A 25,526-nucleotide genomic window follows, 5' to 3' on the forward strand; every position below is an offset into this window, starting at 1 on the left:
ATATTTGCAGCACGTTATCAATGGAAAGTTGAAAGTTAAAATTTGAAAGTTAAATATATAGAGATGAAGATTGCACTTATCGGTTACGGAAAGATGGGAAAGACCATCGAACAGATTGCACTTGGCAGAGGACACCAGATCGTGTCTATCGTAGATATAAACAACCCGGAAGAGATACATTCCGACAATTTCAAGAGCGCCGACGTCGCCATCGAATTCACCACCCCGGCTACGGCATTCAACAACTATATGCAGTGTTTTGCTGCCGGTGTCCCGGTCGTATCGGGCACGACAGGCTGGCTCGACCGGGTCGGCGAGATTAAGGAAATGTGCGAGAAAGAGGGAAAAACCTTCTTCTATGCCTCCAACTTCAGCATCGGCGTCAACATCTTCTTCGCCCTCAACAAATACCTGGCAAAGATCATGAACAATTTCCCAGCCTACGACGTCAAGATGATGGAAACACATCATATCCACAAACTGGATGCACCGAGCGGAACAGCTATCACACTGGCCGAAGGAATCCTTGAAAACGTCGACCGGAAAGAACGCTGGACGCTGGAAACAGCCGAAAAGGCAACCGACATCCCCATCCATGCCATCCGCGAAGGAGAAGTGCCGGGCATTCACGAAATCACATACGAATCGGATGTCGACACGATCAGCATCAAGCACGATGCCAAGAGCCGTGCCGGTTTTGCCTTGGGAGCCGTCGTTGCCGCCGAATTTACCGCCGGCAAGAAAGGGTTCCTCGGTATGGACGATATGCTTAAATTCTAATTAACAAAAAGGACACATGAAGAAGTTTTCAAAAAAACAATGGATTAAATTCAGCATAGCAGCCATCCTCTATCTGCTTTTTACGCTCTGGATGCAAAATGCCTGGTTGTTGCTCGGCCTGATCGTGCTGGTCGATATCTTCCTTACCCAATATATTCCCTGGGGAGCCTGGAAACGGACTAAGAACCCACAAGTGCGCAACGTACTGGAATGGGTGGACGACATCCTGTTTGCACTGATTGCTGTCTACTTTATCAATATTTTCATCTTCCAGAACTACCAGATCCCCAGTTCGTCACTGGAGAAGTCACTCCTGGTAGGCGATTACCTGTTTGTCAGCAAGCTGAGCTACGGACCGCGCGTGCCGAACACGCCGATCGCTTTCCCACTGGTACAGAACACTCTGCCGTTCTTCAACTGCAAGTCTTACTTGGACTGGCCGGAATGGGACTACAAACGGGTGAAAGGTTTCGGACATGTGAAACGGAACGATATCGTCGTGTTCAACTTCCCGGCAGGCGATACGATCGCCCTAAAAGTACAGAATCCGGACTATTATTCATTAGTGAAAGATTACGGGCGGGAAGCGATCCGGTTGGACAAAGCCACATTCGGCGATGTCATCTACCGCCCTGTCGACAAGCGTGAGAACTATGTTAAGCGCTGTATCGGTATGCCGGGCGATACGCTCGAAGTCCGCAACAACCAGGTCTACATCGACGGCGTTGCCGCCAAGAACCCGGAAAAGATGCAGCTCAAATATCTCTTGGAGACAAACGGTTCGATGTTGAGCGAAGAACAATTCCGCTTGTTGGACATCAGCAAGGCCGACCGCGCGATGATCGACGGCAACAACAATACGTCCCTGATGGCATTCTTGGGAATCAAGCCGAATGAGAATGGACAATACAATCCGGTTTATCACATCCCGTTGACCAAAAAAGCGTTGGAGACTGCAAAAAAACTTCCGATTGTCAAAAGCGTATTTGTAGAACCGGACACATTCGGTGGCGATACCTATTATCCGGTAGGCTACGAAACCGGCTGGAGCCGCGACAACTACGGACCGATATGGATACCGAAGAAGGGCGCAACAATCCCGCTGACAGAGCGAAATCTGGCTCTCTATAAACGTTGTATTGTCAACTACGAGCATAACAACCTCGAAGTAAAAGACGGAAAAGTCTATATCAACGGCAAGCCGGAGACATCCTATACATTCAAATACGACTATTACTGGATGATGGGCGACAACCGCCACAACAGCGCCGACAGCCGCTCGTGGGGCTTTGTTCCGGAAGACCATATCGTAGGAAAACCGATTATGATCTGGCTCTCTTTGGATAAAGACCGCAGTCTGTTCGACGGCGGCATCCGCTGGAACCGTATGTTCCGCTGGGTACATCCTGACTAAAAATATGAAACAATTCCTGATATCCGCAATCAAATGGTTGGCGATGATCCTCGTCATTGCAGGAATTGTTATGTCCTTCCGCCACTTCTGCGTCGAGTCTTACCGGATATCGACAAATGCGATGGAGGAAGCTTTACACCAGGGCGATTACATTTTGGTAAACAAGTTGCCGCTCGAAGGGAATCCCGGGCGGAACAGAGTCGCCCTGTTTACCAGCCGCTGTTGAAAGACACCGTGAGCAGTCCCCTCTTCCTGAGCCGTTGTATCGGCATGCCGGGCGACACGATCCTTATCAGCAGCGACGGCTACGAGGTGAACGGAAAACGGCTTCCTCACTCGCCCCGTTCCCTCAGCACCTATTTCATTACCCAAAAGAGCGCGGCCGATTTCCTGAAAGCATTGCAAAAGCTGAATATTCCCGTAAGAGACTGGAAAAGCGAGACGTTTGGCTATTCCCTTTCGCTCACCTCCTTCGAAGAATACCAGCTGCGTGAAGAGCTGACAGAAGAGATGAATATCCATTTCATCCGGAACCAAGTAGCGCCCTATAAACTGGTTGTCCCGCGAAAAGACCGGGCCTACCGCCTGGACGAAGCAGCCCTCACCGCCTGCAAGGAAGCGATCCGGACACAGGCCGGCGACAAAGCTGTCTTTCGCGACGGCAAGCTCTATCTGGACGGACGGGAGACGACGTTCTTCTTCTTCGACCAGGATTATTACTGGATGCTTTCTGACAACGTGAACGAATCGGTAGACTCCCGGCATCTGGGCTTTATCCCCCGCGACCATATCATCGGAAACGCCTGGTTCTGCTGGTTCAGCGCCGACAAACAACGAATCTTTAAACCCGTACATTGATGCAATCCGCGTATATTTCAACGACTTATCTGGGTCCTGTCCAACAATATTGCAAGCTGCTCCAATACCCGGAGATACGGCTGGAGACTGCTGAGAACTACCTGAAGCAGACCTATCGTAACCGCTGCACCATCGCTGCCGCCAACGGGCCTCTCGCCCTGTCCGTCCCCATCGTAAAGCCGGACAGCCTGAAATGCCCGACCAAAGATATCCGCATCTCGGACCACGGCAACTGGCGCCACCTGCACTGGAACGCGCTGGTATCGGCCTACAACATGAGCCCCTTCTTCGAATATTACGAAGAAGACTTCGCCCCTTTTTACCAAAAGAAATACGACTTCCTACTCGATTACAACGAAGAGCTGCGCGGATTGATTTGCCGCCTGTTAGACATACAGCCGAACATCATCTACACGGAAGAATACTTGCCGGACGTCGAGCACGACTTCCGCGAAACGATCCGCCCCAAACACGAAGGAGAAGACCCCGAGTTCCGCCCGCAGCCTTACTATCAGGTATTCCGGGACAAACACGGCTTCTTGCCGAACATGAGCATCGTAGACTTGCTGTTCAACATGGGCCCGGAAGGGTTATTAGTCTTGCGGGATTCGATCGGGACAAATATATTGTAGTCAATAATTCAAACCGAACCACCAAAGCGGAAGAATGTTACCGGCCGAAAATTCTATTTGGTCTTTTACGACATATCCTTCCTCTGCATTTTCAATCTGTTTCTTGCCTTTGGATTTTCCTCCGACCTCGAATGTCCTCCGACCGATCTGGAAATCCGAAATAGAAGACGATATGACAGGATTCTTCACTCTAACCTGATTCAAAAAAAATGTCTCACGCAGATTTCCAACATTCACCTCATTCTCTGCAAGAGCATAAATCAAATTCGTGTTGTCAAGATATACCTTTTCTATTTTGCCGAGACCTCTGACTCCTCCTGTATCATCCCGCAATTGGGCTATCATCCCGGCATCTTCGATATAGAGGAAATAGTCGGACATTTGATTACGACCAGCTCCAATCATTTCAGCCAATTTACTCATATTAGGCTTGAAAGGAACGCTTTTAGCTATTATAGCGAGCAGTTTTTTAAACTTACGCCCCATAGAAGCCGGCATATCTGCAAATATCGGGATATCGTTTTCCAGCGTCAAGTTGATAATCTGCCGCAGCTTTTCTTCAAAACTGTTTTCTTTTGCAAAAGGATAATAGCCGCGTTTCAGATAGTCTTCGAAGTAGAGTAGCGGTGTTTTCAAGTTTGTTTCCTCCGGCAACCTGTTGACTATTTCATCCAATGAAAAAGCCGGAACCGGAATATGCTGAAAAAGTGCAAGGTATTCACGGAAAGAAAGTCCATACAAGTGATAGACAACAGCTCTCCGGCTCAAGTCGGAAGCTCCCTTGTTCAAATCCAATACAGAAGAACCGGAAAAGACTACCTTCAATTCGCTATAATAATCATATATGAGCTTCAGTTCTTTTGACCAATCTTTATATTTATGTATCTCGTCAATGAACAAGTAATGCATTCCCCTCTGCACCAATTTTTCAGCAAGATCCAACAGTTTGTGTTCACTGAAATAAATATCATCAGCATTCACATAAAGCACATCGTCTGCCTCCAACTCTTTTTTTATATGCTGTAGCATCAAGGTCGTTTTACCGACACCTCGCGGTCCTCTGATACCGACAATACGGTTATTCCAGTCTATCTCATGATAAAGATAGCGGTAAAAACTTGTATCCGTTTCGCGGAGTAATTTCTTGTAAATTCTGATTAGATTGTCCATATAATTATGCTTTGTGACAAAGATAACAAAAAAATGCACTTGCCAAGTGCATTTTAGCATTATATTTGCACTTGCGAAGTGCAGGACCAGGGAACAGGAGGTTCAAAACTTTTTATCATTGACTTGTACGGAAAAAAGATCGCAAGGAAAGGTAATGCTTACTTTTGTACAACAAACCTTATTTATTACCTTGATATGAACTATTTGTACTTGATCGATTTGCTCTTCCAGGATTAATCTTTATCTTTGTATCGAAGACCTTAGAATTAATATTATGCATTTCAAAGCAATCTTATCAATAACAATAATTTGTCTTATTACCATCTCAAGGAGTGGCATCGCACAACCGGTATCTGCCAACATCGAGACAATGTTGAACCAGCTGGATTCCCTTCTGGCTCAAAAAGATAAGTTCGTCGCTATGAAGGCCAATAAGATAGAAGAGTTGAGAAAGATGAAGAGGAAGGCGATAACCGAAGAAGAAGAATTCTGGCTCAACAAGCTTTTTTATGACGAATACATGGTTTATGACAGCGATTCCGCCCTGGCTTACATTTATAAAAACTTAGAAATAGCCTCTCATTTAAACAACCCGAAATGGACTGCGCAATGGAAAATAGAACAGGCATTCATCTATACGGCCACCGGTTTCCTGAAAGAAGCGCTGGACGTCCTGCAGGAGATAAAAGCGGATGAACTACCGCCCCTTTTGAGAACCGATTATTACGGACAAATGATGTATCTTTATTCCCACTATGGACAATATTCAGGAGATAACTCACAACAAAGCGAATCGTATTACGCCAAGGAGAGATCGTACCGCGACTCTGTCTTCATCCATACGACCGATAATCACCCGCTCTACTTATGGTACAAAGGATGGCAATATTACGGGACACCCGAGGCCGGTAAAGTGATCGAACTTTTAAAACAGACACTGGCCACGTCTCCGTTCGACACAAGAAGGGATGCAATGAACGCTTATATCCTGTCTCTGTTATACCGGGAGAACGGTAACGAAGAAGAGTATCTTCGTTACCTCATTTTATCAGCAGTTGCTGATATCCGGTCAGCCAATCATGACATCGCTTCATTAGAGGAATTGGGCAAGATTCTATATGAAAAAGGAGACATAGACCGCGCCTATTCTTACCTTAACTATTGCTTAGGATGCGTACAACTGTACAAAAACAGGATACGCATGATCAGCCTTTCTTCCGTACTGGATACGATCCATAAAACATATGAACAACGCAACAAGATACAAGAGGCCAAACTGCACCAATATCTGTTTTTGGTAAGTCTGCTTTCCCTAATCTTACTGGCCGCCATCCTGTTCATCCGCATTCAGATCAGAAAAGTCAAAGAATCAAGGAGAAATCTGAACGAAATGAATCAAGTTCTAAACAAGCATGTGATAGAACTGGAAGAAGCCCAAAAGCAATTGGCCGATGCGAACCGGCAGCTCCAGCTATTAAACAGCCAGCTTCAAGAAACTAATACCGAGCTGACGGAATCGAACTATGTCAAAGAAGAATATATCGGTTATATATTTAATATCTGTTCCAACTATATCAGCAAACTGGATGAATATAGAAAGAACATAAACCGGAAAGTTAAAACCGGGATGGTAGACGAAGTGAAGAAGATGACGGATGTACCTTCTTTCATCTCCAACGAACTGAAAGAGTTTTATCGCAATTTCGACGCTATCTTCCTTCATATTTATCCCGACTTTGTATCCGATTTCAACTCTTTGCTGCAACCGGACAAACAAATCGTTTTGAAAGAAGGGGAATTGCTGAACACCGAACTGCGGATTTATGCCTTGGTCCGTCTTGGAATCAGCGACAGCGTGAAGATTGCCGAGTTTCTCCACTGTTCTCCGCAAACGGTGTACAACAGCCGGTTAAAAACACGCAGTAAATCGATTATTCCTAAAGAACAATTTGCAGAAACCGTAAAAGCATTAGGAAAAATAAAGAATTGAGCATCATCAAACATTCCTTTTAGCCTGTTGAATACTTACTTTTTTCATTCGCATAAAAACCGCATATAATTAATTATCAATAATATACCACACGCGCCAACTTACTTTTTTTACTTACCGACATATTGAAGCCGGCAAGAGTCATTTTACTTTTGCCAACACAAAACAATATTAATTTAGTTCGTTAACTTTAAAATGTATTCAGCATGAAAAACATTTTTTTAAGTAAAGGATTTCATAGAGGAATAGTGCCTCTATTGTTCCTCTTGTTATTCCCCGCATTCATATATGCGCAGAAAGTAACGGTCAGTGGCCAGGTAAAAGACGTGCAAGGGGAACCGATCATCGGTGCCAATGTAGTCATTAAAGGGACAACTATTGGCGTAATCACAGACCTGGACGGCATGTTCAGTATTCCCGATGTGGAAACCGGTGCAACAATCGATATTTCCTATATCGGTTACCTGCCGCAATCATTCGTTGTGAAAGACATGAAACCGCTGTCTGTCACCTTAAAAGAAGATACACAAGCTCTTGAAGAGGTTGTCGTTATCGGTTACGGTGTCCAGAAAAAGAGCGTGGTAACGGCTTCCATCGCCAAAGTTGGTTCTGAAGAACTGGCTCAGACGGCTCCCGTCCGCGTGGATAACGCATTGAAAGGTTTGGCTGCCGGTGTACAGGTAACCACACAAAACGGCCAGCCGGGTACAGGTTCAGTCATCCGTGTTCGCGGAACAGGAACCATCAACACGGCCGATCCTCTTTATATCGTAGACGGCATGCCGATCAGTGGTGGCATCGATAACATTAATCCTGCCGACATAGCTTCTATAGAAGTATTGAAAGATGCCGCTTCGGCTGCCGTGTATGGTTCCCGTGCCGCCAACGGCGTAGTTTTGGTTACAACCAAGCAAGGCTCGATCGGTAAAGTGAGAGTTTCTTACGATTTCTCGTATGGCTGGCAGTCCGCCTGGAAAAAACGCAGTATGCTGAATGCCTCCGAATATGCGACGCTGATGAACGAAGCACAGCAGTATTCCAACGGTACCGACCGTTTTGCAGACACAAATCTGGGCGTAGGCACAAACTGGCAGGATGTATTGTTTAACGACGGAGCTCCCGTGCAGAACCATCAGTTAAGCGTCAGCGGTGCAAACGAAAAAGTAAGCTACTATTTTTCAGCCGGCTATTATAACCAGGAAGGTATTATCGGTGGAAACTACGACCGCTCCAACTACGAACGTCTTTCATTCCGCAGCAATACCCTTTATAACCTGTTCGACGAGACGAAAAACCGTAACTGGTTGAACAAAATGACTATCGGAGTCAATATGTCTTATTCCCGCATAAACAGCATCGGGGTCAGCGCCGGTAACCTGACAGGTTCTCCGTTGGGAGACGCTCTTTTCATGGATCCGACAATGGAAGTCTACGCACAGGATGAAGACCATGTAAACGGCTATACGGCAGATATCCGTAGCAAGTATGGCGATCCCGTACGTGACCAACTCACCGGACAGGTATTGCAGATTCCGGAAAACTTCAACGAAATCACAAACCCGCTGGGCCGTATGTCCGCACAACCCGGAACAAAAAACAATTCGGATAAGATCATCGCCAACCTGACCGCCGAACTGGGCATCTGGGATAATCTGAAGTATAAATTCTCTTGGGGTTCGGACCTCGCATTTTGGGGAGCCGACAGTTGGAATCATCCTTATTATTTAGGCAGGAACTGTAATCAATCCATTGCCGACGGACGTTCCAGCGTTACATCCGAGATGAATCGCGGTTATACCTGGCAGATTGAAAATGTGTTGACTTACGACAAAACAATCAGCCAGCATACTTTTAATGTGGTATTGGGACAATCGGCTGAACGCAACGCAGGCCGCCGGCTGTACGGGATGGCAAAAGATTTGATTGCCTACATGGACGACAAGGCCAATATCGACTTTACAACCTCCCTGCCGAATAACGGGAACCGGAATACGGAAGGCGGATTGACCGACCCGCACTCTTTGGCTTCCTATTTCGGACGTTTAAGCTACAACTTCGCAGAACGTTATATGTTGCAGCTGACTGTACGCCGGGATGGTTCATCACGCTTCGGTGAAAACAACAAGTGGGGTACTTTCCCTTCTGTTTCTTTAGGATGGAATTTAACAAACGAGCCGTTTATGGAAAAGCGTCCTGATTGGCTGACGAATACGAAGGTACGTCTCTCCTGGGGTAAGAATGGTAATGAGGCCATCGGTAACTTCCGCTACACAGCCAACGTGTCGATGAACAACAACTATCCTTTCGGAGCTTACGGCAGAGGTGAACAGATCATAATGGGCTCCAAGCCTTCAGGTACCCCCAATGCGGATCTGATGTGGGAAGAATCGGAACAATATGATGCCGGTATCGATTTCGGTTTCCTCGGTAATGCGCTGACCTTTACGGTCGACTACTACCAAAAAAAGACCAACGGCATGCTGAAAGAAATGGCAATCCCTAACTATCTGGGTGAATCGAAGCCTTGGGGTAATGTCGGTTCAATGAAAAACGAAGGTGTAGAGTTTGAAGTCGGTTACAAATACAGCCACAAGGACTTCCGCTTCGGAGTCAGTGCCAATGTATCTTATCTGAAGAACAAACTGGTAGACTTAGGTACGGCTGACGGTTTCGAAATGATGGACCAGGTACACATCCTGGGGAATGTCGGCCGTGCTGAAAACGGTATGCCTTATCCTTACTTCTACGGTTATAAGACAGCCGGCATTTTCCAGAACCAGGCAGAAATCGATGCTTACACGAACAGCAAGGGAGAAAAATTGCAGCCGTTTGCCGTCCCTGGTGATGTAAAATTCGTAGACTTGGACGGAAACGGTACGATCGACGATGAAGATAAAACCATGATCGGTAAAGGTACTCCGGATTGGACCTTCGGTTTGAATCTGACTGCTGCTTATAAGGATATTGACTTTTCAATGTTATTTTCCGGCTCATTGGGACAGGATATTATGGACGTAACCCGTCGTCTGGATGTATCTGCCGTAAATGTACCTCAGGAATTTATGGATCGTTGGCACGGAGAAGGTACTTCCAATATGATGCCTCGCTTCTGTTATCCGGGTGACGACATGAACGGCAACTGGAAAAAAGTATCTGATTTATATGTGCACAACGGCAGTTTCGCCCGTATCAAGAATATGCAGATCGGCTACACGCTACCGAAGAACCTGACACGCAAATTCTTTGTCGACAGACTTCGTTTGTATGTCGCTGCCGAGAACCTGTTGACATTGACCTCCTATAAGGGCTTGGATCCGGAAATAAACGCCAAAGACGCTGCCGGAGACAAATCAAACGGTATCGACCGCGGCTACTATCCGCAAGCCCGTACATTTACAGTTGGCTTGAATCTTAATTTCTAATAATTTAAAAAATAGAATCGATATGAAAAAGAATAAATTATATACTTTTGTTGCTACCACAATACTTGCAACGGGACTTGTTTCGTGTGGAGACAGTTTCTTAACCGAAGAACCGGCAAGCAGTGTACCCATCACTGGCTATTATACCGATGATGCAAAAATGGTCGAAGCAATGGCGGCCGCTTATGATCCGATGCAGTGGTTCGACTACTACAATGGTTGGTTTCCTTTGAATCTGGCCTGGGACGCAGGAAGCGATGATATTTATCCGGGTGGAGGCGACACTTCCGACCAAGGTTATCTTCATGAAATCTCCTGGTATGGCTGTAGCCCTACCAATGATATAAAGGGAGCATGGACCGTAGCCTACTCCGGCATAAACCGCTCCATCCGTTTAATGGATAATGCGGAAACCGCGAATATTTCCGAAGCAGACAAAAAAGCTTACAATGCGGAAGGCGGGTATTGCGCGATTGGTACTATCTGGTATTGTGGAAAACGTGGGGAAATGTTCCTTTCTATACAGAGAACCTGACATTCCCGTATATCGCAGAACAGTTGAAAGCCGATGAGGTATATAATAATATGGTAACCGACCTGGAAAACGTATTGGCATCCAATATCCTCCCGATGAAACGCGATCTCGCGTGGGCAGGCCGGATGACTCAGGCTGCCGCTGCCATGATTTATGCCGATTATGTTATGTATCAGAAAGATGAAAGCCGTTATTCAAAGGCATTGGGCTATATGAAAGATATCATTGCTTCCGGCCAGTATAAACTGGTTACGGACTACGATGACCTGTTCGCCTATGCAACGGAATGGTCCGATGAAATCATCCTTGATATCAACTACATCTCTGCCGGCGGTAAACGCGGCTGGGGCAATGCCGGTGCTTGCGGCGGTACTGTCATTCCTGCCATGATCGGTGTGGATGGATTGAATTATGTCGGCGGTTTGGATACGGGACATGGTCCGCACACCGAGTTTGAAGGCGGCTGGGGCTTCTGTGTCATCACAAAGGATGCCTATGATGCTTTCGAGCCGGGAGATATCCGCCGTGATGTTGCAGTATTGAATATTGACACTTACCAGGAAGAAATGATGAACAAAGGAATTGCAGTGAACTATACGGGCCGTTACCAGAATACCGGTTATTTCCTGCGCAAATATTTAGGCCGTCCGGGTGGTAAAGCCGACCAGGCAGGCGATGCAGACTTGAACTGGGAAAACAATTTCCACCTGTACCGTTATGCAGAAACACTGTTGAATGCGGCAGAACTGGCATGGCGTACAAATTCGGGAGAAGCGCAAAGCTATTTCGATCAGGTACGCGACCGTGCAGGTTTAGGTTCCAAGGCTATTTCCGAAGAAGCTATCATGCAGGAACGCCGTGTAGAATTGCTCGGTGAAGGTAAGCGATACTTCGACTTGATCCGTTTCGGCAAGGCATCGACAGTCTTAACACCGGGTGGCGGCGCCATCTATGAGACAAAAGACGAACACCGTTATGTTTATACTGACGGGACCATCACGGATGAAAAGAAGAAAGGTGAAGTCAAAACGGATGAAAACGGCAAACCGATAAATCTCGCGATTGGCGGAACGCTGAAATGGACGGAAAGAGGCAAGGCTATTCCACAGCGCCCGCAATGGACGGAAAACAAGAAATACCTGCCGATTCCCCAGATTGAAATAGAATCTTCGCATGGAGCAACCGTACAGAATCCATATTAATTGATTAAACAACATGGGGATATCCACAGAATAAATTCTTAGGATATCCCCTTTTATTATATGATACCATGAATAAAGTTTGGATTTCATTTTTATGCATCTTCTGCACTTGCGGACTATTTGCCGCACCGGAAGAAACAGAGAAAGTTCCGCAGGGCTACACCTTAATTTGGCAAGACGAGTTCAACGACGCTTCTTCATTGCCAGATCCTGCGAAATGGTGGTATGAAAGCGGCGGTCACGGTTGGGGCAACCACGAACTGCAAACCTATGTGGAAGGCTTCCGAGGTACTGATACCTGCGCGGTGGTAAGCGACGGCACGCTAAAGATAATCCTCAAAAAGCAGGTGATGACGTTTATTCTATCCGTATGAATACGTACGAAAGCTGGACATACGGCTATTTCGAAGCCCGTATGAAGCTTCCGGCAGGGAAAGGCACCTGGCCCGCTTTCTGGATGATGCCAAAGAACGGCAAGACGTGGCCCGGTGACGGTGAAATAGACATCATGGAGGAAGTAGGATACGACCCCAACGTCGTACATTCCACCATCCACTGCGAAGCCTACAACCACCGGAAAAATACGCAAAAAGGCAAGAACATACTTGTACCTGCAGCCCAGTCGGATTTCCATGTCTATGCTGTCGAATGGACGGAAGACATCATCAAAGGCTATGTCGACGGAGAATGTTACTTTACTTTTGAAAACGACAAAACCGGCAACAAAGACACCTGGCCTTTCAACACGCCTTTCTACCTGAAACTGAATCTGGCCTGGGGTGGCGACTGGGGAGGTGCGAAGGGTATAGACGAAACAGCGCTTCCCACCGTCTTTGAAATAGATTACGTACGTGTATATCAAAAAAAATAATGCCATGAATATAAAACGATTATCTGCCTGCTTGTTGCTTTTGCCTCTTTTATCGTGCGCAGAACCTCAAGAGGCTAAAGAAGGAGATGTTGAAAGCCGGGTAAACGCTTTGCTAAAGCAAATGACCTTGCAGGAAAAGATCGGCCAGATGAACCAGCTAAGTCCTTTTGGCGGCATCGAAGAAATAGCAGGGCTGATCAAAGAAGGAAAAGTCGGTTCGTTGCTGAACCTGACCGATCCTGAATTGGTGAATAAGGCACAGGAAATAGCCGTAAAAGAATCCCGCTTAGGAATACCTCTTTTGATGTCGCGGGATGTCATCCATGGCTATAAAACAATCTTCCCGATTCCTTTGGGACAAGCGGCCACTTTCAATCCCCAAATAGCAGAAGACGGAGCCAGGGTAGCGGCTATCGAAGCATCGGCCGACGGAATCCGTTGGACATTTGCCCCAATGATCGACGTATCGAGGGATGCACGCTGGGGACGTATGGCGGAAAGTTGCGGGGAAGATCCCTACCTGTCTGCCGTGATGGGAACTGCAATGGTAACGGGGTTCCAGGGCGATTCCTTGAATGACCCCACATCCATGGCTGCCTGTGCCAAACATTTTGTCGGATATGGAGCTGTAGAAAGTGGAAAAGACTATAACTCGACATTCATCCCGGAACGTGTGTTGCGCAACGTCTATTTTCCACCGTTCGAGGCGGCGGCGCGTGCAGGCTGTGCAACCTTTATGACCTCGTTCAACGATAACGACGGAGTCCCTTCCACGGCAAACAAATTCATTTTAAAAGATGTACTCCGTAAAGAATGGAACTACGACGGCATGGTGGTGACAGACTGGGCCTCAGCAGCAGAAATGATCGCACACGGCTTCTGCAAAGATGAGAAAGAAGCAGCTGAAAAAGCGATCAATGCCGGCGTAGATATGGATATGGTAAGCAGCGTCTTTATTCATAACATGGAGGCATTGGTGAAAGAGAAGAAGGTTTCGGAAGCCACAATAGACGATGCTGTCCGCAACATCCTGCGGTTGAAATTCAGGTTAGGGTTATTTGAGAACCCATATGTGGACGCCGACCAATCGGTAAAATATGCAGAAGACCATTTGGCTAAGGCCAAGGAAGCCGCCATCCAATCGGCTATCCTGTTGAAAAACGACAAACAGACTTTGCCTCTGACAGATAAGATCCGCACGATCGTCGTAACAGGCCCGCTGGCGGATGCCCCGCATGACCAGCTGGGAACATGGGTTTTCGACGGGGAAAAGGAACATACCCAGACACCGTTGAAAGCATTGCAGGAAATGTATGGCGACAAAATACGGATTGTCTACGAACCGGGACTCGCCTACAGCCGCGACAAACAGCGCGAAGGCATCACGAAAGCAGTTGCCGCCGTCCGGAACGCCGATATCGTATTGGCCTTCGTTGGCGAAGAGGCCATCCTTTCAGGAGAAGCGCATTCTTTAGCCGATTTGAATTTGCAGGGAGCACAGGCTGACCTAATCTCCGCCCTGTCACAAACCGGCAAACCCGTCGTGACAATCGTCATGGCCGCCGGCCACTGACGATTGGAAAGCAGGTGGAAGAATCAGCAGCCGTCCTCTACTCGTTCCACCCCGGCACAATGGGTGGTCCGGCCTTGGTCGACCTGCTGTTCGGAACTGCTGTCCCAAGCGGAAAAACTCCGGTTACCTTCCCTAAAATGACAGGACAGTCACCTATATATTACGCACATCATCACACAGGACGCGCTCCGAGCGGGCAGGAAATCCTGATAGACGAAATACCTTTGGAGGCCGGACAAACATCGTTAGGTTGCACCTCTTTCTATATGGATGCCGGTTTCAGCCCGTTGTTCCCGTTCGGATACGGACTGAGTTATACGACTTTCCAATACGACCGGATAAACATCTCCGCAGATAAACTGAAGACAACCGATACACTGATTGCCAGCGTCGACATTACAAACACCGGGAAATATGCCGGAACGGAAGTCGTACAGCTTTACATACAGGATAAAGTCGGTTCCGTCACCCGTCCGGTTAAAGAGCTGAAAGGGTTCAAGCGTGTCGACCTGCAACCCGGGGAAAAACAGACTGTCACGTTCTCTCTTCCAGTCAGCGAACTGGCATTCTGGAATATCGATATGCAAAAAGTCGTCGAACCGGGCGATTTCACCATTTGGTTAGGCACGAACAGCCAGGAAGGGCTTTCTGCCGATTTTGAAGTTATTAATTAAGTAATCAGAGATGAACATGAGAAATATAATTTACGCATTACTGATCATAGGATGTTTAGTTGCGTGCCAACAGCAAACACAGCAAGAGTCGGCAATTACGCCTGCGCCTGAATCCTTCATCCGCATAGACGGACAGAACCTCATCCTTCCGAATGGAAGCAAGTTCCTGATAAAAGGGACGAACTTAGGCAACTGGCTGAATCCGGAAGGATATATGTTCGGATTCAACAAGACCAATTCTCCGGGCCGGATCAACCAGATGCTTTGCGAAATGGTCGGACCGGACTTTGTCGCCGAATTCTGGAAACAGTTCAAGGACAACTACATCACCCGGGAAGACATCGAGTTCATTGCTTCCACAGGCGCAAACACCATACGCCTGCCGTTCCACTATAAACTGTTCACGGATGAAGACTATATGGGACTGACCGCAGCGCAAGACGGCTTTGCCCGCATAGACAGTGTCGTCGGCTGGTGCCGGGACAACCATCTTTACCTGATACTGGATATGCACGATGCACCGGGCGGACAGACCGGCGATAACATCGACGACAGCTACGGTTACCCCTGGCTGTTCGACAGCGAACCAAGTCAACAACTGTTTTGCGACATTTGGTGCAAAATAGCCGACTACTATAAGAATGAACCGGTAATCTTAGGATACGAACTGATCAACGAACCGATCGCCCCTTATTTTGAAAACATGGAAGAGCTGAATGCCAAGTTGGAACCACTCCACAAACGGGCGGTCGCAGCCATCCGTGAGGTAGACCGCAACCACATCATCTTGTTGGGAGGCGCCCAGTGGAACGGCAATTTCCGTCCCTTCACCGATTCGACTTACGACGACAAGATCATGTACACCTGCCACCGCTACGGGGGAGAAGCGACTCAAGCCGCCATCCAGGAAATCATCGACTTCCGCGACCGGGTGAACCTGCCGATGTATATGGGCGAAATAGGCCACAACCGGGAAGCCTGGATGAACGCCTTCTGCCATGTCATGGAAGAGAACAATATCGGATGGACCTTCTGGCCTTACAAGAAAATAGACAATTCCGCATTTGCGGGCATCAAGGCTCCGGAGGGCTGGGAAAGTATAGTCGCTTTCTCCGAAGCTCCCCGAAGCACTTACAAAGAAATCCGGGATGCACGACCGGAACAGGAAAAGGCCAAAGCGACCTTGCTTGAGTTTATCCGGAACAGCCGGATCGAGCAATGCATCATCCAAAAAGAATATATTCAATCACTCAATCTAAAAGTACGATAACAATATGGATATCATCAAAAGTATAGCTTGTGCGTTCTTATTCCTGCCGGCTCTGGCTAACGCACAGCGACAGGAAGTCCCGGTTTATCTGGACAACAGTAAACCGGTGGAAGAACGGGTGGAAGACGCTCTTTCGCGGCTGACACTCGAAGAAAAGGTTGCGCTGACGCACGCCCAGTCCAAATTCAGTTCGGCCGGCGTTCCCCGTCTGGGAATCCCCGAATGCTGGACCACCGACGGCCCGCACGGTATTCGTCCGGAAGTGCTTTGGGACGAATGGGATCAGGCGGGATGGACCAACGACTCGTGTGTGGCCTTCCCGGCCCTCACCTGCCTGGCAGCCTCCTGGGATACGGAAATTGCCCGCCTTTACGGGAAAAGTATCGGTGAAGAGGCCCGTTACCGCAATAAAAATATGCTGCTCGGACCGGGTGTCAACATCTATCGGACTCCGTTGAACGGCCGTAACTTCGAATACATGGGTGAAGACCCTTATCTGGCCGGCCGGATGGTCGTCCCTTACATCCAGAGCGTACAGGCGAACGGCGTTGCTGCCTGTGTCAAGCACTATGCACTGAACAACCACGAAGTGAACCGTCATACTACAAACGTCATCGTCGATGACCGGACTTTATATGAAATCTATCTGCCTGCGTTCAAAGCGGCCGTCACCGAAGGCAAAGCATGGGCCATCATGGGGGCGTACAACCTGTATAAGGACGAGCACAACTGCCATAATCAGTACTTGCTAAACAACATCCTGAAAGGGGAATGGAAATTCGACGGCGTGGTTGTCTCAGACTGGGGCGGCACACATGATACCGGGGAAGCCATCCGGAACGGACTGGACATGGAATTCGGAAGCTGGACAAACGGGCTTTCGAACGGTTCCAGCAATGCCTATGACAACTATTACCTTGCATTGCCCTATCTGCAACTTATCCGTGAAGGGAAAGTTGGAACCGAAGAGCTGGACAACAAAGTCCGTCGCATTCTCCGTCTGGCTTTCCGCACCAACATGAACCCCCAACGTCCCTATGGCGCCCTTTGCTCGGACGAACACTTCGATGCGGCCCGCCGGATCGGCGAAGCAGGGATCGTCCTCTTGCAGAACCGCGACAACGTATTGCCTATCGACACCGATCAAGCCAAACGTATCCTGGTCGTAGGTGAAAACGCCATCAAGATGATGACCGTCGGAGGCGGTAGTTCATCGCTCAAAGCCAAATATGAACTCTCGCCCCTCGACGGACTAAAGAAACGTATCAACGGCCGTACGGAAGTACTTTACGCTCGCGGCTATGTAGGGGATCCGACCGGCGAATACAACGGGGTTGTCACCGGCCAGAATCTTCGGGATGACCGGTCGCCCGAAGCCCTGATCGACGAAGCTGTCGAAATGGCCCGCACAGCCGACTATGTCATCTTTATCGGCGGACTAAACAAAAGCACGGGACAGGACTGCGAAGATTCCGACCGCGCCGGCCTCGCCCTGCCTTACGACCAGGACCGGGTAATCCGTGCCCTCGCCGCAGCCAATAAGAAACTCATTGTCGTAAACATCTCCGGGAATGCCGTTGCCATGCCCTGGCTCAAGGAAGTGTCGACAGTCGTACAAGCCTGGTATCTCGGAAGCGAAGCCGGAAATGCTCTCGCCTCCATCCTGCTGGGTGATGTCAATCCTTCCGGCAAACTGCCTTTCACCTTCCCCAACGCATTAGAGGAAGTGCCTGCTCATAAATTAAACACCTATCCGGGCAAGCCTCGTGAAGACGGCAGCCATATCGTCGACGTGGAATATAACGAGGACTCTTTGTCGGTTACCGCTGGATGGACAAGGAAAAGATCCGTCCCCTCTTCCCCTTCGGACACGGATTGAGCTATACGACATTCGAATATGGAAAAGTGACGGCAGACAAGAAAGTGATCAAAGCCGGCGAACCGGTCACCTTCACCGTCAGCATCCGGAATACAGGGAAACGGGAAGGCTCGGAAATCGTGCAACTCTACATCAGCGATAAGAAATCATCCTTGCCCCGTCCGGTAAAAGAGTTGAAGGGTTTCAGCAAAGTACGCCTGCAACCCGGCGAAGCGAAACAGGTCTCCATCACTGTCAACACCGATGCTTTGAGCTTCTTTGACGACAGCAAGCACGAATGGGTAGCCGAACCAGGAGAGTTCGAAGCGCTGATAGGAGCCTCCTCCACTGATATACGCGACCGGATTAAGTTCGAGTTGAAATAAATCGACCAAGGCGTTCCACAAATACCGTTTGTGCCGTACAGGAGTGAACAACCCGGCAAACAGAACGGTTTATGCGGAATGCCTTGTGTTTTTATAAACACCCGTTATTCATGTCACAGCTGTAAAACAAAAGAATGACAACCGTAACATAGAAGGAAGACAGTTGTAACATGAAAAGAATACGGCTGTAACATGCAATAGAAGAGGGGGAATCAGTTCTTCTTCAACGTATAATCCGTCACACCCAACGACTCGTATGCCTGAAGCAACGCCTCGTCGTTATCGGAAATCATCAGGAGTTTGTCGTTCTCTTTCAGTTCCGTGTTTCCTTTCGGGATGAAATAGAGGCCGTCGCGTTTCACCATAACGGCCAGCGTATGGTCGGGCAAGGTAAGCTCCATCAGCCTGTTGCCGTGTGCAAGGACCGCTGGGGTAATATCTATTTCGCTCATCGCGCTCTTGATCTCTTCCGGCAGTTCGATCCCAAATTCATTTTTACGCTCCGGCTCGTCCACCAGCCCAAGCCATTTGGCCGCCTGCGTAACGGTTGTGCCCTGTATCAGGAGGGAAAGGATTGTGATAAAGAAAACCACATTGAAGATCGTGCCGGCATGCTCGATCCCAGCAATCATCGGATAAGTAGCAAAGATGATCGGCACGGCTCCGCGAAGCCCCACCCACGAGATATACAGTTTGCCCTTCACGGAAAAGTTCTTGAACGGCAGCAGGCAAAGGAAGACACTCAGCGGACGGGCTACCACAATCATAAAGAAACCTACCGTCAGCCCGATCGGCGCCACCGGAAGCAGCTCGTGCGGATTAACCAGCAAGCCCAGCGTAAGGAACATCACGATCTGCCACAGCCAGGTGAAGCCATCGAAAAACGTCCTCATACTCTTCTTATGCACAATCTTGGCATTCCCGACCACCAGTCCGGCAATATAAACAGCCAGGTAGCCGTTGCCCTTGCACAGGGTCGTCACCGAGAAGGTGAAAAACGCCGTTGTCAACAACAGGATCGGATACAACGACTCATTGTCGATATCGATATGATTGATAATATAGACAGCTAACTTCCCTAACAGGAAACCGGCGACAGCCCCGACGGAAAGCTGGATGATCAGCTGCAACACGGCATCTTGTAAGTTCATGCCTCCCACCTGGATATAAGCGATCAGAAGAAGCGTCAGCATATAGGCCATCGGGTCGTTACTACCACTTTCCAACTCGAGCGTCGGCCGCAACCGTTCTTTCAGGTAGACGCCCTTGCTGCGCAGAATCGAGAAGACGGAAGCCGAATCGGTTGACGACATGACCGCCGCCAACAGCAAAGACTCTGCAAACGGCAACGCCTCATATCCGGTCGCAAGGATGGAAATATAGTAGATAAAGCCGCCCGTAATAAACGTCGTGGCCAACACTCCCACCGTCGCCAGGATGATGCCCTGCGTCGCAATCGGTTTCACCTCAGACACCTTCGTGTCCATACCACCCGAAAACAGGATGATACTCAACGCCAGCATACCGATGAACTGGGCGATATTCGGATTACTGAATTGTATCCCTAACCCGTCGCTGCCGAACAGCATACCGACACCTAAAAACAACAACAAAGCGGGAAGCCCGAAACGGAAACCGGCCTTACCGGCAAAAATACTGAAGAAAAGAATGACAGAAGCAATCAGCAAGATTCCTTCCGCACTGTGAAACAATTCGAATTCGTGGAACATAGGCTTATAACGGTTTACTCTTGTAATTTATCACTTCAAAGTAAAGAAAAAATAACGATATGCACAACAGGTTAACACTTAAAAGCCAGTCTTACCGGCTGACTAATAAATATATTCCGTATATTTGTGCTGATAAAATTAACGCTATGATTAAAACAAATCTATTCCTGCTATTGTTCGTTCTCCTCGTGGGAACTTCATGCAACAGACAACAACATTTCATTTCGGACGATACGTTTCGCGCCGAAGTAGAACAGGACTTCCAGGCCAAGAAGGCCGCCCTGCCCAACGGGGACCTGTTTTCCGTCTTCAACCAATCGATGACACCCGACGAGAAGGAGGCGCTTACCTTCCTTTATGCCTATATGCCGATCGGGGATATTACGGATTACAACGGACAACTTTATCTCGACAATATCCGCAGCTCCTTCCGGGCGCGGGTGGAAATGCCGTGGGGCGACAGTATCCCGGAAGATATATTCCGCCATTTCGTACTTCCCGTACGTGTCAACAACGAGAACCTCGACGAGAGCCGCATGGTTTTTTACGAAGAGCTGAAAGACCGGGTGAAAGGCCTGTCGCTCTATGACGCCGTGCTCGAAGTGAACCATTGGTGTCACGAGAAAGTGATCTATACGCCTTCCGACGCCCGCACAAGCTCGCCGCTTGCCTCCGTCAAGACGGCTTACGGACGTTGCGGCGAAGAGTCGACCTTCACAGTGGCCGCCCTTCGCTCCGTCGGTATCCCGGCACGCCAGGTCTATACGCCGCGTTGGGCGCATACCGACGACAACCATGCCTGGGTGGAAGCCTGGGTGAATGGCAAATGGTACTTCATGGGGGCTTGCGAACCGGAACCGGTGCTCAACTTAGGCTGGTTCAACGGACCGGCCTACCGGGGTATGCTGATGCACACGAAGGTATTCGGCAAATATAACGGCCCGGAAGAGGTCATGGACGTGACCGACGGCTACACCGAAATCAACGTAATCGACAACTACGCCCCGACCGCCAAAGCGACCATCACGGTTGTCGACGCGGACGGCAAACCAGCCGCCGGAGCCGACGTTGAATTCAAGATATACAACTATGCCGAGTTCTACTCCGTAGCCAACAAGAAGGCCGACGCACAAGGCAAGACCTTCCTCTCCGCCGGTAAAGGCGATATGCTGGTATGGGCGACCAAAGACGGCAAGTTCGGCTACAGCAAAGTATCGTTCGGCAAAGACGACAACGTGACGATCACGCTCGACAAGAAGCCGGGCGACATCGAAACGGTCACCCTCGACATCATTCCTCCGGTAGACGGCTCCATCGCAGCGGAAGTCACGGACGAGCAGAAAGAGGCCAACGCCAAACGCCTGCACGAAGAGGATGTGATCCGTAATAAATATGTAGCGACCTTCTACACCGAAGAAAAGGCGGAAGCCCTCGCCAAAGAGTTGGGTATCGACCCGCTGAAGACGGCAGATTTCCTGATCGGTAGCCGCGGCAACTGGCGCGAAATCGAGAAGTTCCTGCGCGAAGCCCCGGCGGATAAGCGTCCTATGGCAATGGACCTGTTGAAGGCAATCTCTTCCAAGGACCTGCGCGACACGCCGGCATCCGTACTGGCCGACCACCTGAACAACACGCCGTCCGTGCAAAGCTCCCTCTTCACCGAGTATATCCTCAACCCGCGTGTGGCAAACGAGTTCCTGACTCCTTACAAGCGCTTCTTCGCCTCCAACGTCGACCCCGAGCAGGTGCGAAAGGCAAAGGCCGACCCGCAGGTATTGGTCGACTGGGTGAAGCAGAATATCACGATCAACGACAGCCTGAACCCGCAACGCATCCCTATCATGCCGATGGGCGTATGGAAAGCGCGTGTGGTCGACAAAGGCTCCCGCAATATCTTCTTCGTCGCCGTCTGCCGCAGCTTGGGTATCCCGGCACGCATCGAGCCGGTAGCGGGGAAAGTGCAGTATGCCAAAGGCGTGAACTGGGTGGATGTGGACTTTGAAGCAGCCGAACAAATGACAGCCAAGCAGGGCAGGGTAATCGCCTCCTACCAGCCGATCAAGGCCCTCCAGGACCCGAAATACTATAGCCACTTCACCATCGCGAAAGTGTTGCCGACCGGCAAGTTGCAAACCCTGAACTTCGAGTCTGGCGACGTGGACATGGGCGGTGGCGACACTTGGAGCGCCTTGCTGAAGAAGCCGCTCTCATTAGACGAAGGTAACTATATGCTCGTAACCGGTACGCGTATGGCAAACGGCAGCGTGCTGGCGGAAATAACTTTCTTCAACGTAGAACCGGGCCAGACAAGCAACATCAAATTAGAGATGCGTGAAAGCGAAGACGACATCCAGGTGATCGGTAACTTCAACTCCGAAAACACCTTCAAGCGCGCCGACACAGGCGAAGAGACAAGCCTCCTGGCCACCACCGGCCGCGGCTACTACATCGTCGCCATCCTCGGCTCCCGCCAGGAACCGACCAACCACGCCATGCGCGACATCGCCGCCGTCAAGAAGGACCTCGAGGAATGGGGACGCGGCATGGTCTTACTCTTCCCTGACGAGAAAGGCTTCCAGAACTTCGACCCGAAAGAGTTCGGCGACCTGCCCGGCACCATCACATACGGCATCGACACCGACAAGACGATCCAGAAAGAGATCGCCGCCGCCATGAAACTGCCGAACGCCAACACCCTCCCGATCTTCATCATCGCCGACACCTTCAACCGTGTCGTCTTCGTCTCCCAAGGCTACACCATCGGCCTGGGCGACCAGTTGATGAAGGTGATACATAAGTTGTAAGAGAGATAACACCCCCGTTCCCGCGCTCGACGCGGGATCGCAAAAGAACAGGCCGTATCAAAAGAGTATTGACACGGCCTGTTCTTTTACTTTATATGATCCCCCAAAGACGCCGGGTCCCTGCGAGTATCGAAAAGGGCGGCGACATAGATTGTCTCTGCTTCGATATGATAGATCAACTTATAGTGTTTATGTACAACCAGACTCCTGTAAACAATCGGCATGTCTTCAAGCAGCAATTCCCGCTTTCCTAAATTAGGATTGGCAGCCAACCGCGCATCATTTTCCTTTATCCGGCGATAAAGCCGCTTGGCAACTCTTTCTCCAAAAGTTTCGATACTATAATTGATTATCACGTTTAGATGATACTCTGCCTTCTTATTCCAGACTACTCGCATAGGAAAGGATATTTCTGCTCCAGACTTCCAAAAACCTCTTCACTCGAACGGAAACGACCGGCTTGTCTGTCTTCTTCTGATTGCCGGAGTTCCGCTATCAGCTCCTCCTTCGTAAACTGCAAAGCCGGAATTCCACCGGGCATCAAGTCTTCCTCCTCCCGTCCCAACGTGCGCAGGAAATCCACAGCCCGCGACAGACGGTCCGTATCAAAGATATTCATAAGCTCATCGATCGCTTCAAGCTTCAAGCTCGCAGCACTCCGGGATGCGGCATAAGAAACCGCCGGTTCAGAGATGCGCTGCGGTTCGCGAGCGTCGTCTTCATCATATTTATAAGGCTTTGTTGTCATACGGGACTCCTTTCTTCTTTAGTTAGTAAATACGTACTGCACACAAAGATATAGTAATAATCCGAGATATCCGCTTAAATCACTATCTTTGCAATCATCATCCATTAACCGGAATATGACAGCATTAGAGTTACAAACCAGCAAACAAAGCCTTATCGAATCCATTCTTTCTATAGAGGATGCCGAGACGCTCGAAAAGGTTAAGAAATACATTCACCGTATATGCAAGTCGGGGGTGGCAAAAACAGAAGACCGTCCAGGCCCTTTAGTCATGACCGATGAAGCATTCAGGGAAACCGTTATCCGCTCGACCCAAGAGTTCCGCAACGGAGGCAAAACCTGCCCGAACACTACCGTTCGTTAGTCTGCGGTAAACACTTCAATCTTGTATATTTCATAGAAGAGACAACTATCTACATCGTTGCAATACGGGATTGCAGACAATCACCTGGCAAGTTAAGAGAAATCATTTAAGGAAGATGTTCCCTTGTCCCCGCGCTTGACATGGGATCGGAGTCTGCCTCTCCCCATCAATCCCCCACCTTGAACGACTCGCCGCCGAGGATTACGATGCACAGCCCGACCTGTTTCGGCATCGTGCTGCTGCCGGCGACAGGAGGGCGGTACTGGTATCCACACGTGTCCACCGGCAAAGCATGAAAAGCTTGAATTACCCTTTATATCTTCCGCCGCAACCCCAAAAAGCGCATCCCTGTTACAGGACACGCTTTTAAGCATAGTTATCATTTTGGTTTTTATTTATTGTTTGTGATTCCAATGTATAAAAAAAGCCTGGACTACAAATAGCCAAGCTTTACTTGTGTATAGTCAAGGCTTCTTTGGTCAATCCGTCACCCCCTCTGTTTATGATATCTCTTAAAACGGGCAACGCCACAAAGGAAGTTTTTTATCTTTGATAAAACGAACTTATCTGACTTTGATTTTTATGCTCCGCAACATGAAATAGGGAGTGTGTCTGACTTTTGACACACTCCCTTTCTTCTTTTATAGCCAGAGAAATATTTAGCTTAACTCGGCTTTACGGCCTGTACATCTACCGAGACAAGTTCTATTTCAAATACCAAAGTTGAATAACCAGGAATACTACCGCTTCCATTTGCACCGTAAGCTAATTGCTGCGGAATCCAGACTTCGTATTTATCACCTTCAACCATATGCTGCAAAGCGACTCCCCAACCGGTAATAACCGAACCATATTGGGTTTTAACACTTGTAACCGGATCTGTAATTGTAGTACTATAGTAAGGACTTACTGCACAATTAAACGGAGTTCCGTCTTCAAGCAACTTCTGGTCAAAGACCGTTCCATCCGTCAAAGAGCCTTTATAGTAAACCGAAACAAGGCTATTGAAGTAAGCCTGTTTGCCATCCCCTTTCTTTATCAGTTTGGCAAAGACAAAACCGTCATTATCTTCTGAAGCCCATTTTTCGTATCCTTCGTTTATTTTTGCTTGGAAAGCAGCTTCCTGTTCCAGTTTATAAGCCTCTTGCTCAACAGCCTTCTTGTCATCATCGTCGTCCTTACAGGAAGAGACAGCGAGAACACAGAACAACATCAACGCGATATGCAGGTATTTCTTCATTCGTT

At 48.8% G+C, this 25,526-nt stretch carries 17 protein-coding genes and 3 pseudogenes; 15 read left to right on the forward strand and 5 right to left on the reverse strand.

Translation table 11 applies throughout. The annotated features are described in order from the left end of the window. Window positions 1–63: 63 nt before the first annotated feature. From dapB to DW083_RS03320, 4 genes and pseudogenes are all read left to right on the forward strand, one after another. Window positions 64–780 (forward strand): 4-hydroxy-tetrahydrodipicolinate reductase, encoded by a 717-nt coding sequence (gene dapB / locus DW083_RS03305; protein ID WP_115499332.1) that lies wholly within the window; start codon window positions 64–66, stop codon window positions 778–780. A gap of 16 nt (window positions 781–796) precedes the next feature. Next, a complete protein-coding gene (gene lepB, locus DW083_RS03310) occupies window positions 797–2,194 on the forward strand; it encodes a signal peptidase I (RefSeq protein ID WP_122331408.1) in 1,398 nt (465 codons plus the stop codon). Between the two features lie 43 nt (window positions 2,195–2,237). Next, window positions 2,238–3,052, forward strand: a pseudogene (gene lepB, locus DW083_RS03315) (signal peptidase I). Further along, window positions 3,052–3,684 (forward strand): WbqC family protein, encoded by a 633-nt coding sequence (locus DW083_RS03320; protein WP_122331409.1) that lies wholly within the window; start codon window positions 3,052–3,054, stop codon window positions 3,682–3,684. Before lepB (DW083_RS03315) ends, DW083_RS03320 begins: the two are co-directional and overlap by 1 nt. Here the strand turns inward: DW083_RS03320 and DW083_RS03325 are convergent, their stop codons facing one another. Continuing rightward, window positions 3,685–4,854, reverse strand: a complete 1,170-nt coding sequence (locus DW083_RS03325) for an ATP-binding protein (protein WP_122331410.1) — start codon at window positions 4,852–4,854, stop codon at window positions 3,685–3,687. It abuts the gene before it with no gap. 370 nt (window positions 4,855–5,224) lie between these two features. Here DW083_RS03325 and DW083_RS03330 point away from each other — a divergent pair, with 370 nt between their 5' ends. The 9 genes and pseudogenes from DW083_RS03330 to DW083_RS03360 all read left to right on the forward strand — a co-directional run bounded on the left by DW083_RS03330 (window position 5,225) and on the right by DW083_RS03360 (window position 18,635). Beyond that, the gene (locus tag DW083_RS03330) at window positions 5,225–6,844 is read left to right on the forward strand and encodes a DUF6377 domain-containing protein (RefSeq protein ID WP_233551729.1); all 1,620 of its coding nucleotides are present in this window, start codon (window positions 5,225–5,227) and stop codon (window positions 6,842–6,844) included. A gap of 206 nt (window positions 6,845–7,050) precedes the next feature. Further along, window positions 7,051–10,266, forward strand: coding sequence for a TonB-dependent receptor (locus DW083_RS03335; protein ID WP_122331412.1), 3,216 nt, complete (start codon window positions 7,051–7,053; stop codon window positions 10,264–10,266). A 22-nt stretch (window positions 10,267–10,288) separates the two neighbouring features. Then, the gene (locus DW083_RS22500) at window positions 10,289–10,801 is read left to right on the forward strand and encodes a hypothetical protein (RefSeq protein WP_233551730.1); all 513 of its coding nucleotides are present in this window, start codon (window positions 10,289–10,291) and stop codon (window positions 10,799–10,801) included. Continuing rightward, on the forward strand, window positions 10,732–12,003 hold the full coding sequence (locus tag DW083_RS03340; RefSeq protein ID WP_233551731.1) for a RagB/SusD family nutrient uptake outer membrane protein: 1,272 nt from the start codon (window positions 10,732–10,734) through the stop codon (window positions 12,001–12,003). Before DW083_RS22500 ends, DW083_RS03340 begins: the two co-directional genes overlap by 70 nt. A 68-nt stretch (window positions 12,004–12,071) precedes the next feature. After that, window positions 12,072–12,377 carry a hypothetical protein gene (locus DW083_RS22505; protein WP_233551732.1) on the forward strand — a complete coding sequence of 102 codons (306 nt, stop codon included), beginning with the start codon at window positions 12,072–12,074 and terminating at the stop codon, window positions 12,375–12,377. Continuing rightward, a complete protein-coding gene (locus tag DW083_RS22510) occupies window positions 12,374–12,874 on the forward strand; it encodes a glycoside hydrolase family 16 protein (RefSeq protein WP_233551733.1) in 501 nt (166 codons plus the stop codon). The genes DW083_RS22505 and DW083_RS22510 overlap by 4 nt, the downstream gene beginning before the upstream one ends. Before the next feature lie 4 nt (window positions 12,875–12,878). Next, window positions 12,879–15,121 (forward strand): annotated as a pseudogene (gene bglX / locus DW083_RS03350) (beta-glucosidase BglX). Between the two features lie 16 nt (window positions 15,122–15,137). Further along, a complete protein-coding gene (locus DW083_RS03355; RefSeq protein WP_122331435.1) occupies window positions 15,138–16,391 on the forward strand; it encodes a glycoside hydrolase family 5 protein in 1,254 nt (417 codons plus the stop codon). A 4-nt stretch (window positions 16,392–16,395) separates the two neighbouring features. Further along, window positions 16,396–18,635: pseudogene (locus DW083_RS03360) on the forward strand (glycoside hydrolase family 3 C-terminal domain-containing protein). A 212-nt stretch (window positions 18,636–18,847) separates the two neighbouring features. On the opposite strand, the gene DW083_RS03365 reads toward DW083_RS03360, so the two are convergent. Continuing rightward, on the reverse strand, window positions 18,848–20,365 hold the full coding sequence (locus DW083_RS03365) for a potassium/proton antiporter (RefSeq protein WP_115499291.1): 1,518 nt from the start codon (window positions 20,363–20,365) through the stop codon (window positions 18,848–18,850). 146 nt (window positions 20,366–20,511) lie between these two features. Here DW083_RS03365 and DW083_RS03370 point away from each other — a divergent pair, with 146 nt between their 5' ends. After that, complete coding sequence (locus DW083_RS03370) at window positions 20,512–23,169, forward strand: transglutaminase domain-containing protein (RefSeq protein ID WP_199659133.1); 2,658 nt, start codon at window positions 20,512–20,514, stop codon at window positions 23,167–23,169. An 86-nt stretch (window positions 23,170–23,255) separates the two neighbouring features. Here DW083_RS03370 and DW083_RS03375 read toward each other — a convergent pair whose 3' ends face one another. Continuing rightward, window positions 23,256–23,567, reverse strand: a complete 312-nt coding sequence (locus DW083_RS03375) for a type II toxin-antitoxin system RelE/ParE family toxin (RefSeq protein WP_122331414.1) — start codon at window positions 23,565–23,567, stop codon at window positions 23,256–23,258. Further along, window positions 23,558–23,917, reverse strand: a complete 360-nt coding sequence (locus tag DW083_RS03380) for a hypothetical protein (RefSeq protein ID WP_122331415.1) — start codon at window positions 23,915–23,917, stop codon at window positions 23,558–23,560. The genes DW083_RS03375 and DW083_RS03380 overlap by 10 nt, the downstream gene beginning before the upstream one ends. Window positions 23,918–24,032: 115 nt before the next feature. On the opposite strand from DW083_RS03380, the gene DW083_RS03385 reads away from it, so the two are divergent. After that, window positions 24,033–24,281 carry a hypothetical protein gene (locus DW083_RS03385; RefSeq protein ID WP_122331416.1) on the forward strand — a complete coding sequence of 83 codons (249 nt, stop codon included), beginning with the start codon at window positions 24,033–24,035 and terminating at the stop codon, window positions 24,279–24,281. Between the two features lie 664 nt (window positions 24,282–24,945). Here DW083_RS03385 and DW083_RS03390 read toward each other — a convergent pair. Then, window positions 24,946–25,521: an FKBP-type peptidyl-prolyl cis-trans isomerase gene (locus tag DW083_RS03390; RefSeq protein ID WP_122331417.1), complete on the reverse strand. Its 576-nt coding sequence runs from the start codon at window positions 25,519–25,521 to the stop codon at window positions 24,946–24,948. Window positions 25,522–25,526: the final 5 nt, after the last annotated feature.

Origin of the sequence: Parabacteroides sp. AF48-14, from assembly GCF_003477465.1 — a bacterium.
Taxonomy (GTDB): Bacteria; Bacteroidota; Bacteroidia; order Bacteroidales; family Tannerellaceae; genus Parabacteroides; species Parabacteroides acidifaciens.